This is a genomic window from Cupriavidus sp. GW822-FHT06G04 (assembly GCF_058799075.1).
Genome location: NZ_JBXALD010000009.1, coordinates 97560 through 113573, shown reverse-complemented (window position 1 = coordinate 113573; position 16014 = coordinate 97560). Strand labels below are relative to the sequence as shown.

At 67.2% G+C, this 16014-nt stretch carries 14 protein-coding genes; 5 read left to right on the top strand and 9 right to left on the bottom strand.

What is annotated here, in order from left to right:
* Positions 1–10 precede the first annotated feature (10 nt).
* Positions 11–397 carry a DUF2880 domain-containing protein gene (locus tag AC1RKI_RS20400; RefSeq protein ID WP_061957315.1) on the top strand — a complete coding sequence of 129 codons (387 nt, stop codon included), beginning with the start codon at positions 11–13 and terminating at the stop codon, positions 395–397.
* 290 nt (positions 398–687) lie between these two features.
* Positions 688–1185, top strand: coding sequence for a DUF1579 domain-containing protein (locus tag AC1RKI_RS20395; protein ID WP_061957316.1), 498 nt, complete (start codon positions 688–690; stop codon positions 1183–1185).
* Positions 1186–1286: 101 nt separating this feature from the next.
* Here AC1RKI_RS20395 and AC1RKI_RS20390 read toward each other — a convergent pair whose 3' ends face one another.
* On the bottom strand, positions 1287–1610 hold the full coding sequence (locus tag AC1RKI_RS20390) for a hypothetical protein (protein WP_061957317.1): 324 nt from the start codon (positions 1608–1610) through the stop codon (positions 1287–1289).
* 221 nt (positions 1611–1831) lie between these two features.
* On the opposite strand from AC1RKI_RS20390, the gene imuA reads away from it, so the two are divergent.
* The 3 genes from imuA to AC1RKI_RS20375 are packed head-to-tail and all read left to right on the top strand — an operon-like array spanning position 1832 to position 7796.
* Entirely contained in the window at positions 1832–2698 is an 867-nt protein-coding gene (imuA, locus tag AC1RKI_RS20385; RefSeq protein ID WP_492796979.1) for a translesion DNA synthesis-associated protein ImuA, read from the top strand.
* On the top strand, positions 2631–4202 hold the full coding sequence (locus AC1RKI_RS20380; RefSeq protein WP_492796981.1) for a Y-family DNA polymerase: 1572 nt from the start codon (positions 2631–2633) through the stop codon (positions 4200–4202). Before imuA ends, AC1RKI_RS20380 begins: the two co-directional genes overlap by 68 nt.
* Positions 4203–4211: 9 nt before the next feature.
* A complete protein-coding gene (locus AC1RKI_RS20375; RefSeq protein WP_492796907.1) occupies positions 4212–7796 on the top strand; it encodes an error-prone DNA polymerase in 3585 nt (1194 codons plus the stop codon).
* 33 nt (positions 7797–7829) lie between these two features.
* On the opposite strand, the gene AC1RKI_RS20370 is transcribed toward AC1RKI_RS20375, so the two are convergent.
* The 8 genes from AC1RKI_RS20370 to AC1RKI_RS20335 all read right to left on the bottom strand — a co-directional run bounded on the left by AC1RKI_RS20370 (position 7830) and on the right by AC1RKI_RS20335 (position 15961).
* The gene (locus AC1RKI_RS20370; RefSeq protein WP_061957320.1) at positions 7830–8684 is read right to left on the bottom strand and encodes a citryl-CoA lyase; all 855 of its coding nucleotides are present in this window, start codon (positions 8682–8684) and stop codon (positions 7830–7832) included.
* Positions 8681–9880, bottom strand: a complete 1200-nt coding sequence (locus AC1RKI_RS20365) for a CaiB/BaiF CoA transferase family protein (protein ID WP_492796909.1) — start codon at positions 9878–9880, stop codon at positions 8681–8683. Before AC1RKI_RS20365 ends, AC1RKI_RS20370 begins: the two co-directional genes overlap by 4 nt.
* A gap of 22 nt (positions 9881–9902) precedes the next feature.
* Positions 9903–10901 carry a Bug family tripartite tricarboxylate transporter substrate binding protein gene (locus tag AC1RKI_RS20360; RefSeq protein ID WP_423782064.1) on the bottom strand — a complete coding sequence of 333 codons (999 nt, stop codon included), beginning with the start codon at positions 10899–10901 and terminating at the stop codon, positions 9903–9905.
* Positions 10902–11341: 440 nt separating this feature from the next.
* Positions 11342–12037 carry a phosphorylase gene (locus AC1RKI_RS20355; protein ID WP_227461313.1) on the bottom strand — a complete coding sequence of 232 codons (696 nt, stop codon included), beginning with the start codon at positions 12035–12037 and terminating at the stop codon, positions 11342–11344.
* Positions 12034–14046: a squalene--hopene cyclase gene (shc, locus tag AC1RKI_RS20350; RefSeq protein WP_061957323.1), complete on the bottom strand. Its 2013-nt coding sequence runs from the start codon at positions 14044–14046 to the stop codon at positions 12034–12036. Before shc ends, AC1RKI_RS20355 begins: the two co-directional genes overlap by 4 nt.
* A 69-nt stretch (positions 14047–14115) precedes the next feature.
* On the bottom strand, positions 14116–14964 hold the full coding sequence (gene hpnD, locus AC1RKI_RS20345; RefSeq protein ID WP_492796912.1) for a presqualene diphosphate synthase HpnD: 849 nt from the start codon (positions 14962–14964) through the stop codon (positions 14116–14118).
* Positions 14965–15098: 134 nt separating this feature from the next.
* On the bottom strand, positions 15099–15683 hold the full coding sequence (locus AC1RKI_RS20340; protein ID WP_407648893.1) for a BON domain-containing protein: 585 nt from the start codon (positions 15681–15683) through the stop codon (positions 15099–15101).
* A 74-nt stretch (positions 15684–15757) separates the two neighbouring features.
* Positions 15758–15961, bottom strand: coding sequence for a cold-shock protein (locus tag AC1RKI_RS20335; RefSeq protein ID WP_008650922.1), 204 nt, complete (start codon positions 15959–15961; stop codon positions 15758–15760).
* Between the last annotated feature and the right edge of the window lie 53 nt (positions 15962–16014).

Genomic DNA, 16014 nt, shown 5'->3' with positions numbered 1-16014 from the left:
AGCATTGACCATGACAACGCATACGCGCCGCAACCGCGCGGTGTCGATCGCTTTCGTGATGCTTGCGGGACTGCCGATGATGGCGTCGGCGGCCGCACCGGCGTCCGATGCGCAGGCGCCCGTCAACATCGAACTGGGCCAGCGGGGCGGCAAGCCGGAAGCACCGGAAGCGCCGTTCGCGTGCCGTGACGCCGTGCAGGCCAAGCTGCCGAATCCCGGCCAGTTTCGCTGGGTGCGCAGCACCACGCGCCGCGTGGCCGAAGACGTCTACAGCGTGGTCGGCAGCATCGAATTCGTGAACCAGGCCGGCCAGGCGCGCAAGGGCGAGGCGCAATGCGACGTGATGCGCGCGCCCGGCAACCAGTTCATCGTGCCGAAGATCAGGCTGCCCCAATAATCGCGCGGAGGGCCGCGGTGTTGGCGCAGCCGCCGTGTGCCTGCCGCTTCCCGCCGCTTCCCGCTCTCTCCGTTCCGGCAGCTGTCCGCCTGCGGCACGCCCGTTGCGCGGGTCATGGCATGCATGGCGGCGCATTTCGATTGCCGCCTTTCCCCAAAATTAAATTTCTGTCATCTGGTGCGCCCGATGTGGACATCCGCCGGATCGTTGACTACCCTATTGTGTACGCTGTACACAACGTCGCGGCGCAACCGGATCCGCGGCCGGATCCATTACTGGAGAGGCAGGCAATGAAGACGGAAATCACCAACGAACACCGCTGGCTGCACAAGCTGGTGGGCAAGTGGATAGGCGAGGGCGAAGCGCAGATGGGGCCGGACACGCCGGCGCAGGCATGGAAGATCCCGGAGGAAGTCAGCCAGATCGGCGACCTGTGGGTGCAGGGGCGTTCCGAGGGCGATTTTCCGGGCTGCGCGGCGGCCACCACGGTGATGACGCTGGGCTATGACCCCAGCCGCAAGCATTTCGTGGGGACGTTCGTGGGGTCGATGATGACCCATATGTGGATCTATGAAGGCGATCTCGAAGCCGATGGCAAGACGTTGACGATGCGCGCCGACGGCCCGTCCTTCACGCCGGACGGCAATATCGTGGAGGGCAAGATGGCCAAGTATCGCGATGTCGTGGCATTCGAGGACGACGACACCCGCACGCTCACGTCGTTCATGCAGACCGACGACGGCCAGTGGATGCAGATCATGCAGGCCCGCTATCGGCGTCAGAAATAGGCGTCAGAGATAGGCGTGGAAATAGGCGTGGAAATGGGGTGAGGTGGCCGGGTCCGGACGGCAGCGCATGCTGCCGCTGCCGGGGCCCGCGGCGCACGGCGTTACGCGCGATCGGGTTCGCTGCTGTTCCACCACGCTTCCAGCAGCGGCTGGAAACGGTCGTCGGGAGCGGGCGGCATGCGCGAGCTCTTGCGGGCGGGCGGCAACTGGCGGCCGGTCAGCTGATAGAAGATTTCCAGCGCCGTGGTGCCGGGCTCATAGGGGATATGGTCGATCACGCTCATCTGCCGCGCCGCTTTCAAGGCGCGCGTGGTTTCCTCGGGAGTCAACCCGCACGCCTCGGCCAGCGCGTCGCGGCGCAGAGGGCCGTGGCGCTGCATACCTTCCATCAGCAGATGCACGCATTCGCGCGTATTCCGTTTCATAGCCGCGCATTGTTCCCCACTGCCTGCCACTTCACAATGACGCTTGACATTTGTTTGCAATCTGCCTGCCCGGAATGTGGCAGCCGCGCAAAACTTTCCTGAAAAGCGCCCAGCGCGGCACTTGTCAAAGTTTGGCTTGCATCGGCATCGATACTGTATAAACATACAGTACTAGACGAATTGCCATGCCGCGCCGCTTCGTCGGCGCGGCCCTTGCCACCATGACCGCCTTGCCGCTTGTGGAACCGCCAGCCATGGCGGACCACACGCCCCCATCCGTCGCGCCCCGCGAATCGGTGCGCGAACTCGAACATCGCTATCCCGGCCTGTGGCGCGCGGGCCAGCTTGGCCGCGCCGGCCGGCTGCCGGTCTGCGCCACCGGCTATGACGCCTTGAGCGCCGAGCTGCCCGGCGGCGGCTGGCCCGCTGGCGCCGTGACCGAGCTGCTGCTGGGGCAGGATGGTGCGGGCGAGCTGCGCTTGCTGATGCCCGCGCTGCGCACGCTGGCCGCCGATGGCCGGCGCATCGGCCTGGTCAATCCGCCCTATCTGCCCAATGCCGCCAGTTTGGTGTCGGGCGGCTTGCCGGCGCGCCAGCTGTACTGGGTGCGGCCGACATCGGCGGCGACCCTCGCTTCCCAGCGCACGGACATGCTGTGGTCCGCCGAACAGATGCTGCGCAGTCAGGCGTTTGGCGCGATGCTGGTCTGGCTGGCCAACGCGCGGCCCGAGGCGCTGCGGCGTCTGCAGGTGCTGGCGCAGGCCGGCGATGCCGTGGTGTGGGTGCTGCGTCCGCTCCGGGTCCTGCGCGAATCGTCGCCGGCGGTATTGCGGCTGGCGCTGTCACCGCTGCCCGGCAATCTCATGTCGATCGTTTTTCACAAGCGGCGCGGCCCGGTCCGCGACACGCCGCTGCTGTTGCCGCTCGAAGGCATGGCCCATGTGCCGCAACGCACCGGTGCGCCCGCGGTTTCCACGCCTGTCACGCCTGCCATGCCGATGAGTTCCCATCATGTTGCCGATGACGTACTGGATCGCGGTGCATTTGCCGCGCCTGTCGCTGGACGCGCTGCAGCCGAACTGGCCTGAGCCTGCCGGCATGTCGTCGGCTTCCGCCTCCGGCACGCTGCAGCAGTTGCCCGTGGCGGTGATCGAGCACGAGCGCGTGGTGCTGGCCAATGGCCCGGCCGCGGCACTGGGCGTGCGCTATGGCATGCGGCGCGGCGGCGTGCAGGCGTTGTCGGCCGACGTGGTGCAGATCGAACGCGATGCGGCGGCCGAGGCGGCGCTGGCTACGTCGGTGGCGCTGACGCTGCTCCATTTCACGCCGGCCGTGACGATCGATCCCGACCCCGAATCCGCCACGGTCATGCTGGACGTGACGGCCAGCCTGCGCCTGTTTGGCGGCCATCGCGCGTTATGCCGGGCGATCCGCGCGCGCGTGCGGCAGTTGGGCACGTTTGCGCAGATCGGCAGCGGCACCACGGCGCAAGGCGCGGCGTGGCTGGCGCGCCAGCCGCTGCGCAAGACCTCGCGCGGCATTGTCAGGCCGGCGCGGCGTGCGGTGCAGGCCGCGCGCATGACGCGGCTGCTGGACCGCCTGCCGGTGGAATGCCTGCGCACGCTGGCCGATCCAGAATGGCTCGAAGGCATCGGCTGCGGCACGCTGGGCCAGGTGCGACGCCTGCCGCGCGCGGGTTTGTCGCGCCGCATCGGCACGGACCTGCTGGCGCGCCTGGATCAGGCCTATGGCAAGGCGCCCAGCGGCTTTGCGTGGTTCGAGGCGCCGCCCACGTTTGCGCAGCGCATGGAATTGCCGGGCCGTATCGAATCGGCCGACGGGGTGCTGGCCGGCGCGCAGCGCCTGCTGCTGGCGTTGTCGGGCTGGCTTGCCGCGCAGCAGGCGGGGGTCACGCGTTGCGTGCTGATGCTGGAACACGAGCGCTATCGGCTGGGCGAGGAAATCGACAGCACCGCGGTGCATCTGGGCCTGGCGCAGCCAAGCCGCGACCCCGTGCATCTTTCGAAGCTGCTGCGCGAAAAGCTCGACAAGGTCCGCTTCCATGCGCCGGTGGCTGGCCTGGCGCTGCGCGTGGAAGCCATGGAAATCTGCGTGCCGCAAAGCGATTCGCTGTTTCCGGAACCGGGCGCGGAGCCGGCCGAACTGGGCCGCCTGATCGATACGCTGGTGGCGCGCCTGGGCCGCGATAACGTATTGCAGCCGCATCCGCTGGCCGATCATCGTCCCGAATGCGCCAACCAGTGGCGCCCTGTGGACGAGACGCCCGCGCGCGGCGCGTCGGCGCAGGCCTTGCCGCCCGAGCGTCCGCTCTGGTTGCTCGAAGCGCCATTGCCGCTGCGCGTGCAGCATCATCGGCCTGTGCACGATGGCCCGCTGGTGATGCTGACGCGCCCCGAGCGTATCGAAGCCGGCTGGTGGGATGGCGCGCTGGCCACGCGCGATTACTTTATTGCCGAACGCGCCGACGGCTTGCGCTGCTGGGTGTATCGCGAGCGCCCGGGCCGGCCCATGCGCGATGGGCAGGAAGACGGCGGCGAATACCGCTGGTTCCTGCACGGCCTGTTTGCGTAAGGACCGGCGATGTTGCCCGCATTGTCTTCGCTGCTGCCGTCGTTGCCCGACTACGTCGAGCTGCACTGCATTTCCAACTTCACGTTCCTGGACGGCGCGTCGCATCCGCAGGAACTGATCGCACGCGCCTTCCAGCTTGGCTACAGCGGCCTGGCAATGACCGACGAATGTTCCGTGGCCGGCACGGCGCGCGCCCACCACGCCATCAAGACGCTGCGCGAGGAAATGTGGGAAGCCGTCACGCGCAGCGCACGGCGTCTGGCGGCAGGGCAGGCGCCGGGCGAGGACAGCGAGAGCGATGAGGTCGATGCCTGGCTGGCCGGCATGGCGGCACCCGACGAGATGGCGTCTGACGAGCGGGACGACGAACGGGACGACCGAAGGGACGGCAAGTACGGCGGCGAACAGGCCGCAGAACAGGCGGCAGGGCCGGCTGGCGACGCGGCCGGAGCGAGGCGCGGCGATGGGCCGGGCGCGGCGGCCGGTATCGACATGCCGGACGACAGCGACGAAGACGCCTGCTTTGATCCCGACGGTGATCCCGATGCCGCGGCGCGCCGCCATCGCATGCTGGAAGCGCGCGCCGCCGCGGCCGACGCCTTCAATCTGATTCTCGGCAGCCGCTTCACGCTGACTGCCACCGCGCAACACGCCATGCCGGCGCTGCGCCTGGTGCTGCTGGCGCAAAACCGCAACGGCTTCGGCAATCTCTGCGAATTCATCACGCTGGGCCGTATGCGTGCGGAGAAAGGCAGCTATCTGCTGCATCCCGCCGATATCGCCGCGCCGCAACCGGAGCAGGCGCATCTGCGCGGCATGCCCGATTGCCTGGCGATTCTGCTGCCAGACTACTGCGCCGATATCGACGTGCTGCGCGCGCAGGCGCAATGGTGCCGCAGCGTTTTCGGTGATCGCGCATGGATGGCGCTGGAACTGCTGCAACGGCATGCGGATGCGCTGCACCGCTCGCGCCTGCAGCAGGTGTCGCAGGAAACCGGCCTGCCGCTGGTGGCCGCGGGTGCGGTCAACATGCATGTGCGATCGCGCAAACCGCTCGCCGATGTGCTCACCGCGATCCGGCTGGGTCAGCCGTTGCCCGCCTGCGGCATGGCGCTGGCGCCCAATGCCGAGGCGCATCTGCGCATGCGCCAGGTGCTGTCGCGGCTTTATCCGCGCGACGCGCTGGCGCAGACCTTGAGGATCGCCGCCGCGTGCGACTTTTCGCTCGATGCGCTGCGCTACGAATATCCCGAGGAACTGGTGCCCGACGGCCTGACGCCGATCGCGTACCTGCGCCAGGAAGTCCGGCACGGCATCGCGGAGCGCTTTCCGCACGGCATGGCCCCGGAGTGGGAAAAGCAGATCGAGGAAGAACTCGCGCTGATAGAGGAAAAGCAATACGAGCCGTTCTTCCTGACCGTGCACGATATCGTCCGTTTTGCGCGACAGGAGGGCATCCTGTGCCAGGGACGCGGCTCGGCGGCCAATTCACTGGTCTGCTATTGCCTGCATATCACCGAGGTCAGCCCCGAACAGGCCAACCTGCTGTTCGGCCGCTTCCTTTCGCGCGAGCGTGACGAGCCGCCCGATATCGATGTGGATTTCGAGCACCAGCGGCGCGAGGAAGTCATCCAGTACATCTACCGCAAGTACGGGCGCGATCGCGCGGCGCTGGCCGCGTCGCTGATCACGTATCGCGCGCGCAGCGCGTTGCGTGACGTGGGCCGCGCGCTCGGCATCGACGCCGGCGTGGTGGAGCAGGTGGTGAAGGGGCAGGCGTGGTGGGATGGCGGCACCGCGTTCGTCGAACGGATCGCGCGCTACGGGCTCGATCCCGATTCGCCGGCCGTGCAGCAATGGGCCAGCCTGACCGAACAACTGCGCGGCTTTCCGCGCCATCTGTCGCAGCACGTGGGCGGCTTTGTGATCGCGCGCGGCAAGCTGTCGCGGCTGGTGCCGATCGAGAACGCCGCCATGCCCGAACGCAGCGTGATCCAGTGGGACAAGGACGACCTCGAATCGCTGGGCCTGCTCAAGGTCGATGTGCTGGCGCTGGGCATGCTGACGGCGATCCGGCGCGCGCTGGCGATGATCCCGAATCCCGAACCCGATCGCGCCGGCCTGCCCACGCGCATGGAAGACCTGCCGGAAACCGACGATGCCACCTACGACATGATCTGCCGCGCCGATACAGTGGGCGTGTTCCAGATCGAGTCGCGCGCGCAGCAGTCGATGCTGCCGCGTCTGCAGCCGCGCCAGTACTACGATCTGGTGGTGGAAGTGGCCATCGTGCGGCCCGGCCCGATCCAGGGCGGCATGGTGCATCCCTATCTGAAACGGCGCGAGGACCTGCGTCGCACAGGGCGTCTGCCCACCTACTTCAACGACGTGATCCGCCGCGTGCTGGGCCGCACGCTGGGTATTCCGATCTTTCAGGAGCAGGTGATGCAACTGGCGATCGAGGCCGCCGGCTTTTCGCCGGGGCAGGCGGACCAGTTGCGGCGCTCGATGGCGGCATGGCGGCGCCGCGGCGATCTCAAGAAACATCAGGACGCGCTGGTGCGCGCGCTGACCACGAACGGTTATCCTGAATCGTTCGCGCTGGCCATCTGCAAGCAGATCGAGGGGTTTGGCGAGTATGGCTTTCCGGAAAGCCATGCGGCCAGTTTTGCCAAGCTCGTCTACGTCAGCGCCTGGATCAAATGCCATTACCCCGACGCCTTCCTGTGTGCGCTGCTCAACAGCCAGCCGATGGGGTTCTATTCGCCATCGCAACTGGTGCAGGATGCGCGCCGTCACGGCGTGGTGACGCAGCCCGTCGATGTGACGATCAGCGGCTGGGAGAGCACGCTCGAGGCGCGGCGCGAGGGGCAGCGCTTTCGCGATGTGCGGCTGGGCATGGACCGCGTGAAGGGCATGCGCAAGGAGGCGGCGTTGCGTATCGAGGCCGCGCGCGCGCAGCGGCCGTTCGACGGCGTGGAAGATCTGGCGCGCCGCGCCGCGCTCGATGCGCACGATATCGACGTGCTGGCCGCGGCCGATGCGCTGCTGTCGCTGGCCGGACATCGACGCCAGGCGCGCTGGCATGCGCGCGGTGCGGCCGTGCAGATGTCACGGCGTGATCTGCTGCACGGCGCGCCGCCGCAGGAACACGCGCTGGAGCTGCCCGGGCCGAAGATTGGCGAGGACGTTGCCGCCGATTACGCGAGCCTGGGCTTGTCGCTGAAGTGCCACCCGCTTGTGCTGTTGCGCAGCCGGCTGGCGGCGCTCAAGTACATGACGGCCGCGCAGCTGTCGCGTTGCGGCAATGGCCGCCGCGTGCGCGCATGCGGCATCGTCACGGTGCGACAGCGGCCGTCGACCGCCAGCGGCACGATCTTCAGCTCGATCGAGGATGAAACCGGATCGGTCAACGTGATCATCTGGCCCGATCTGGTCGAGCGCCAGCGCAAGGAAGTGCTGGGCGCCACGCTGCTGGGCGTGATCGGCACCTGGCAGCGCCAGGGCGACGTCAGGCACCTGGTGGCGCAGGAACTGGTGGACTTGAGCCCGCTGCTGGGCCGCCTCATGGTGGGCAGCCGCGATTTCCATTGAGGCGCCGCCCACGCGCGCGGGGCGGCGCGCCGGTCATGCCGATCCGTCGTCGCCCGCAGGCACGTCGCGCTGCGGTTCGCCGTCGTAGGTCCAGATGAACTGGCGCGGGATCGGCCCCTTGTTGCGGCCGCCTTGCTGGGTCTGTTCCCATGCATGCGACAGAATGCCCACCGAGCGCGACAGACAGAACAGGCCGCGCGCCAGCGGCGCGGGAAAGCCCAGCTCCGCATAGATCACGGCGGTTGCGCCATCGATATTCATCGGAATCGGTCTGGCGCGGCCTTCGCCCAGCTTTTCCTCGACGGCGCGCGCAATCGCGGCGTAGCGCCCCGACACCACGCCTTCGTCGGCAGCGCGGTCGACCAGTTCCAGCAGGCGCGGCGCGCGCGGATCGAGCGGATGGAAGCGATGGCCGAACCCCGACACGAATTTGCCGTGCAGGTCGCGGTAGTGCGCCAGGCCCGCTGCAACGGCGTCGTCGAAGGGCATGCCGTCGTCGTAGCGGCGCGCGATGTCGTGGTACAGCTCCACCGCCTGTTCGCCGGCGCCGCCGTGCACATCGCCCAGCACGTTCACCGCCGAGGCCATCGCGTTGTTGAGCCCCACGCCGCACGTCGCGGCCATGCGTGCAATGGCGATGCTGGGCGCCTGCGGACCGTGATCGACCGCCGCCATCAACGCGGCATCGAGCAGTGCGCCGGCCCGTTTTTCGGGCAGCTCGCCGCGCAGCATCAGCCAGATCATCTGCGCGAACGACACGTTGCCGATCAGTTGTTCGATCGGATAGCCGCGGTAGCGGATCTCGCCCGGCTTCATGTCGATGATGCGCGTGCGCCACCAGTCTTGCGATGCTTGCTGGCCGGCGTCGATGTCGGGGGTATCGCTCACAGTGCTTGCTCCTGTTTCAGTGCGGCGATGTCGTCGGCGCCATAGCCGAGTTCGCCAAGAATGTCGTCGGTATGCTGGCCCAGTTGTGGCGGCGGGGTGTCCACCGACGGCGCCGCGCCGTTGACCTTGAAGCCGGTGCGGACCAGGCGGATATCGCGGCCGACGCCCGGCACATCGGTGAATTCGCCGATCATGCCGCGCTCGCTGACCTGCGGATGCGCCAGCACGTCGGGCACCGGCATCACGGGCCCGGCCGGCACGCCCGCATCGTTCAGCAGTTGCCACCATTCGGTGGCCGGTTTCTTCGCCAATTCGGCCTCCAGCTCGGCAGTCAGCGCGGCGCGATTGGCCAGGCGCGCCTGGCGCTCGGCAAAGCGCGGGTCCGCAGCCAGGTCCGGGCGGCCCACCACCCGGCACACGGCTTCGAACTGTTCCTGCTTGTTGGCCGCGATATTGAGCGGACCGTCGCCGGTGCGGAACGTGCCGGAAGGACTGGCCGTCATGTTCTCGTTGCCCATCGGCACCGGCTGCTTGCCGGAAATCAGATAGTTCGACACGACCCAGCCCATCGTGGCCATCGTCGCCTCAAGCATCGACACGTCGAGGAAATAGCCTTCCGTGCGTTGCGTATCGGCCAGCGAAGCGGCGATAGCAAACGCGGCGGTCATGCCGCCGATGGTGTCCGATACCGGATAGCCGACGCGCAGCGGCGCGTTCTGCGCATCGCCGGTGATGCTCATCACGCCCGACATGCCCTGGATGATCTGGTCGTAGGCGGGCAGGTCGGACAGCGGGCCGTCCTGGCCGAAGCCCGAGATCGCGCAATAGATCAGGCGTGGATTGACGGTCTTCAGCGTGTCGAAGCCCAGGCCCAGGCGCGTCATCACGCCGGGCCGGAAGTTTTCGACTACGACGTCGGCGCTGGCCACCAGCTTGCGGAACACTTCCTTGCCGCGCGCATGCTTGAGGTTGATCGTGATCGATCGCTTGCCAGGGTTCTGCGCAAGGAACGACACGCCCATCAGTTTGCGGTTCAGTTCCGCATCCGCGCCGAGCTGTCGCGCCAGGTCGCCCGTGCCCGGCGTTTCCACCTTGATGACCTCGGCGCCCATATGGGCCAGTTGATGGCAGCAGAAGGGCCCGGCCAGCACGTTGGTGAGGTCGAGCACGCGGATATTGCGAAGCGGCTTTTGCATAACGATCCTGCGTGAAAAAGATTTATTCGACCTTGGCGCCCGATTCGCGCACGATCGCACCCCAGCGGGCGTTCTCGGTCTTGATGAAAGCGCCAAGCTCCGCAGGCGTGCCGCCGCGCGGCTCGCTGCCCTCGTCGTGCAGCCTGGCGATGGTGTCCTTGTCCTTGAGTGCCTTGTTGACTTCGGCATTGAGGCGCGCCACCACATCGGCCGATGTGCCCGCCGGCGCCACCAGCGCCTTCCAGTCCTCGGCCTGGAATCCCGCGTAGCCCTGCTCGGCAACGGTCGGCACATTCGGCAGCAGCGCCACGCGCTTGGTCGACGTTACCGCCAGCGCGCGCAGCTTGCCGGCCTTGAGCATCGGCATGGCGATCGGCGGGGTGGCGAAATAGAAGTCGGTCTGGCCGCCCATCAGGTCCGTCAGCGCGGGCGACGCGCCCTTGTACGGGACGTGCAGCGCCTTGATGCCGGCGCGGCGCTGGAACATTTCGCCGGTCAGATGGCCGACCGTGCCGGTGCCCGCCGACGCCATCGACAACTGCTTGGCCTTGCCGGCCGCCACCAGATCGGCCAGCGTCTTATACGGCGAATCCTGGCGCACGATCAGCACCACCGGTTGCGCCGCCACCAGCGCCACGGGCGTGAAATCCTTGGTCGCGTCGTAGGGCATTTTCGGATACAGCGAAGGATTGATCGCGAGGTTGGCGGTCTGGCCCATGCCGATGGTGTAGCCATCGGCCTTCGCCTTGGCAACCGAGTCGAGCCCGATATTGCCGCCTGCGCCCGCGCGATTTTCCACCACGACGGTCCAGTGGGTGGCCGCGCCGACCTTGTTGAACACCAGCCGCGACAGCACGTCGGTGCCGCCCGCGGGTGGGAAGGGCACCACGAGGCGGATCGGCTGCGCGGGATACGCATCGGCGGCAATGGCGGGCGCGCCGTGAAGCATGACAGGGACGGCGGCGGCTGCGATCAGCGCATGAACCAGCGCGCGGCGTGCGGGGCAGACAGGGCGGGGCATGGGGTCTCCGTTATTTGTCGTTCTGTAAGATAGAACAACGATCTTAAAGAAAGAATGAAACGGAGAATAGAAGCAGCCGGTAAAGCTGTCAAGGATGGAAAACCGTCAAGGGATGGCAGCCGCGCGCCGGTGCCGGACGGGGCGCAGCGGACGGAAGGCGATGGCGGCAGGGGATCCTTGCTGGAAGCGGGAAGCGGGAAGCGGGAAGCGGGAAGCGGGAAGCGGGAGGCGGAGGCGGAGGCGGCGGTCGGTCGATCGTCATGGATGACCGTGAGGCGCCCACGACGCGCGACGGTCGACACTCGACGCGATGGCGCGCAGGACAAAAAAGTTTGGCGAAGGGGACGATGAAATGCGCGCCCGGGAGCGGCGATGGACGCGTGATGGGAAGGGTGCCGCGCTGACGCAGCCGCGCTCAGGCAGATGCGGCGTGGAAAAGCCTAGGCCGGCGCCAGTTCGGTCAGGGCAAAGTCCGCGCCCACGGCGCGGCGGGCCGCAGTCAGCGCAGATTTTGCCGCCGCGGCGTCGCGTCCGAGCCGCAGCAGGCCGCCCAACTGGCGGGGCGCCTTGAGCAGTCCCAGCACGATTGCGGCGATGTCGGTGCTGCCGTCGGCGGCCATCCCGGCCACGGCCAGCGGTGGCACGGGCCGGTCTGCCGGATCGATGACCACGCGCAGTGCGGCAAAAGGAATGCCGCGTGCCTGGGCAGCGCGCGCGGCGATATGCGATTCCATGTCGACTGCCAGCGCGCCGTGCGCTTCATGAAGCCGCAGTTTGTCGGCCACGGTGGTCACGGGGGTATCGGAACCGGCCAACAGTCCGCTCGCCGCGTGGGGCAAAGCACGGCGCAGCGCCGCGGTCCAGTAGGGGGAGGTGCTGTACGACATCTGACCGCCGCGCACGGCGGTGGCCACGATGACCGTGCCGGGCGGCAAGCTCGGGTCGAGGCCGCCGGCCACGCCAAAACTGATCACGCCGGCGCAGCCTTGCGTCAGGCGCGCGTCCAGCGCGCGTGCCAGCATCGCGTCGCGATGGCCGTACAGCGTCTCGACGCCCGGGCCGGCCGCGATGCGTGCCTCGAAATCCATGCCGCTGACCGCCAGGACCGGCGATTGCAGCGTGGCCGCGGCGCTCACAGTCCCCACGCGACGGCGTGATGACCGTCGCGCAAAAGATTGCGGAAGCGCGCCAGCGCCCACAGCGGGAAGAAGCGCGAATAGCCGTGATAACGCAGGTAGAACACGCGCGGGAATCCCACCGCGGTGAAGTACGGTTCGTCCCACAGGCCGTGGCTGGCCTGCGTGCGCAGCAGATATTCCACGCCGCGCGCCACGGCCGGGTGATGGCCCGCGCCGGCGGCCATCATGCCGAGCATGGCCCAGGCGGTCTGCGACGCGGTGCTCGGCGCCTTTTCATAGCCGCGGTATTCGAGCTTGTAGCTGTCGCCCGATTCGCCCCAACCGCCGTCCTCGTTCTGGATCGACGCCAGCCATTGCGCGGCGCGCTGCATCTCGGGCGCATCGGCGCCGATGCCGGCCGCGTTCAGGCCGCACAGGGCGCTCCACGTGCCGTAGATATAGTTGGTGCCCCACCGGCCGAACCAGCTGCCGTCGGCTTCCTGTTCGTCCAGCAGGTAACGCAGCGCGCGCGCGGCCGGTTCGCTGTTGGCGGGCATCTGGCCGAGCTGGCACAGCATGGCCAGGCAGCGCGCCGAGACGTCGGCCGTGGGCGGATCGAGCAGCGCGCCGTGATCGGCGAACGGAATGTTATTCAGGTACAGATGCGTGTTCTCGGGCTCGAACGCGCCCCAGCCGCCGTTGCTGCTCTGCATGCCGATCACCCATTCGCACGCGCGCGCAATGGCCGGCGTATAGCGATTGGAACGGTCGCCGCGGTCGGCGCGATCCATTGCCGCGGCCACCACGGCGGTGTCGTCGACATCGGGGTAATGGGGATTGGCGTACTGGAAGGCCCAGCCGCCGGGACGCACGTTGGGGCGCCGCACCGTCCAGTCGCCGCGCAGTTCCAGCTCCTGCAGCGGCACCAGCCAGTCCAGCCCGCGCGACGCGGCGGCGATGGCGCGCGGCTCGCCCACTTCCAGCAGCGCATGGCTGGCCAGCGAGGTGTCCCACACCGGCGACAGGCACGGCTGGCAATACGCTTCGTCATCGTTGACGACCAGCAGCTTGTCGATGGACTTGCGGGCAATGGCGCGATCGGGATCGTCGGCCGGCACACCCAGCACGTCGAACATCATCACCGCGTTGACCATCGCCGGAAAGATCGCGCCCAGGCCATCTTCGCCATTGAGGCGTTCCAGCGTGAAGCGGCGCGCCTTGTCGATCGCGCGCTGGCGCATGGCGCGCGGAAACAACGGTTCGGCCACGCGCACCACGGCGTCGAGCGCACGGAATACGCCAACCCACAGCGGGCTCTGGTGCGGCGCGCGGCGCGGCAGGCGCGTGGCCTGGCACGGCCGCACGAACAGTTCGTCGATGCCGATCTTGCGCGGATTGCGCGCCTGGGGACGCAGGCTGTTCAGCACCAGCAGCGGCACGATCACCGTGCGCGCCCAGTACGACACCTTCGAAAGATGGAACGGAAACCACTCCGGCAGCAGCATGATTTCCACCGGCATCATCGGCACCGCCTGCCACGGCATGACGCCGTACAAGGCCAGCAGGGTGCGCGTGAAGACGTTGCTTTCCTCGGCGCCGCCCATCGCGTGGATCGCGGCGCGGGCGCGGCGCATGTGCTCGGCCTCGGGGTCGTCGCCGGCCATCTTCAGCGCGAAGTAGCCCTTCACGCTGGCGCTGACGTCAGACGCGCCAGCGTGAAACAGCGGCCAGCCGCCATCGCGGTTCTGGATGCGGCGCAGATAGTTGGCGATCTTGCCTTCGAGCACCAGGTCCGGGGTTTCTCCGAGGTAATGCACCATCAGGATGTACTCGGCCGGAATGGTGGCATCGGCTTCGAGTTCGTAGACCCAGTGGCCATCGGCCTGCTGCTGCGCCAGCAGCGTGTCCACGGCGTGCGCGATGCCGGCGTCGAGCGGATCGGGCAAGGACGGTTGAGCAGGGCGGTGGGCGGTGCCAATCGGCACCGTGTCGTCCTGTGAGCGTGTGATCGTAGCAGCCTGGTTCATCAATTCGGGGGGCACTTCTTTCTTGGCGACGCCGCGGCGGCAGCCGCGAGCGTCGGTGAAACAGGGCGGTCAGCCAATGGCGTGCCGCAGCACGATCCAGACGAGCCGCGTCTTGGGCACGCGCACGCGCGCGCGCGGCGTTTGCCAGCCACGGGCCAGCAGGCGCGTCAGGATCTCGTGATACACGTCGTACATGATGCGCGGCGAGCGCACCACGCGCGACGGGCAGCGCGCCATGATGGCGGCCGAAGCGTCGTAGTGGGCCTGCGCGTCGCGCGCAATGCCGCGGCACACCGGCTCGATCGCCGGGTGATCGATCACCTCGCGCGGCGAGCCGAGCGGAATGCCGGCCGCGGCCAGCGCTTCGGACGGCAGGTAGAGCCGGCCGATCTCCGCATCCTCATCGAGATCGCGCAGGATATTGGTCAGCTGCAGCGCGCGGCCCAGGTGGTGCGCCAGTTCGATACCGGGCTGCTCTTCCAGGCCGAACACACGTACGGCAAGACGGCCCACAGCGCTGGCCACGCGGTCGCAGTAAAGGTCGAGCGTGGCGGCGTCCGGCGCGACGATGGTCGCCACGACATCCATGATCATGCCGTCGATCACGTCGAAAAAATCCTGCTGCTGCAGGTTGAACGCCTTGATCTGCTCGTCGAGCGAGCGCAGCGCGGCCGGCGCGCGGCCCGCGTAGCAGGCGGCAATGTCGGTGCGCCATTGTTCCAGCGCGGCGAGACGGTCGGCGTGCTGGGTGTCGCCGTCGGCAATATCGTCCACGGCGCGGCAGAATGCGTAGATCTCGAACATGGCCTGCCGCTGCGACGGCGGCAGGATGCGCATGGCGGTGTGGAACGAGCTTCCGGAAGACACGGCGGGTCCGGCGAGCGGGCCGCCTGGCGTTGCGATTTCAGTACCGGCCACAGATTTCCTCGGCACGCTTGGGTTCGGCCGTTCCGGTTGGCAGATTCCTCTGCGCCAGTGAGTTCATGGCCGCAGCGGATGCCCCGGAGACGGCATGGATTCGGGGTTTTTAAAGTCCGGCGATTATAGCAACTTCACCGATTCGACGAATTTGTGACGGAGTCGTCATATAAAGTGTATGGAACGCCACGCGCGGGCGTGCTCGTGGTCTGGTCGATGACCTGCTCGACGTCGGCAATTTCGCGCAATGCACTCAGAAATGACGAGCGGTTGAATCCCGGCGCCACGCATCCCTGCACCGTCAGCCGGCGTCCGCTTACCGTGATCCACAGCGAGCTATTTTGCCAGGCAGGCTGTGAGCGGCTCAGGGTATCGAGCCGGCGCTGTAGTGCTTCGGCAATATCGTTGTCATATTGATACGCATTGGCTAAGCGACAGCGGCCTTCCACATAGCAGTGATTGCCTTGCTCGATGCGGTGATGCGCCTCGCGTTTCCATTGCGCTTCTGAAATTCGCGGGCCGGCGGGCTCCGGGCAATCGGCAATCGCCTGGGAAATTCTTACGAACGGATCGTTGCCAAAGTTACGCAATGTCGGAGGCATTGACTGGGCATGCACGATATTCATCGTGCAAATCAGCATGGCGATGGACGCGCCGACCGTCGAACCCGATTGCAGGCTTAATGGTCGCTTCGGCAAAACGTCAGCAAGGTAATACATTATGAGCCGCAAAAAACAGAAAGCCCCGCCGAAGCGGGGCTTCCCAGGCCAGATAAGCTGCCCGGCGATCCGGCTTAGATAGCCTGGATCTTCGTGGCTTGCTCGCCCTTCTGGCCCATGGCCTTGACGTAGCGGACCTTCTGGCCTTCCTTCAGCGACTTGAAGCCATTGCCTTCAATCGCCGAGAAATGCGCGAACAGGTCGTTGCCGCCTGCGTCCGGGGTGATGAAGCCGAAGCCCTTGGCGTCGTTGAACCACTTAACGGTACCGGTTTCCATATTTCTCTATCCAACCTTGAATTTCAGATGAGCGTAATTGCCCGACAAAGCAT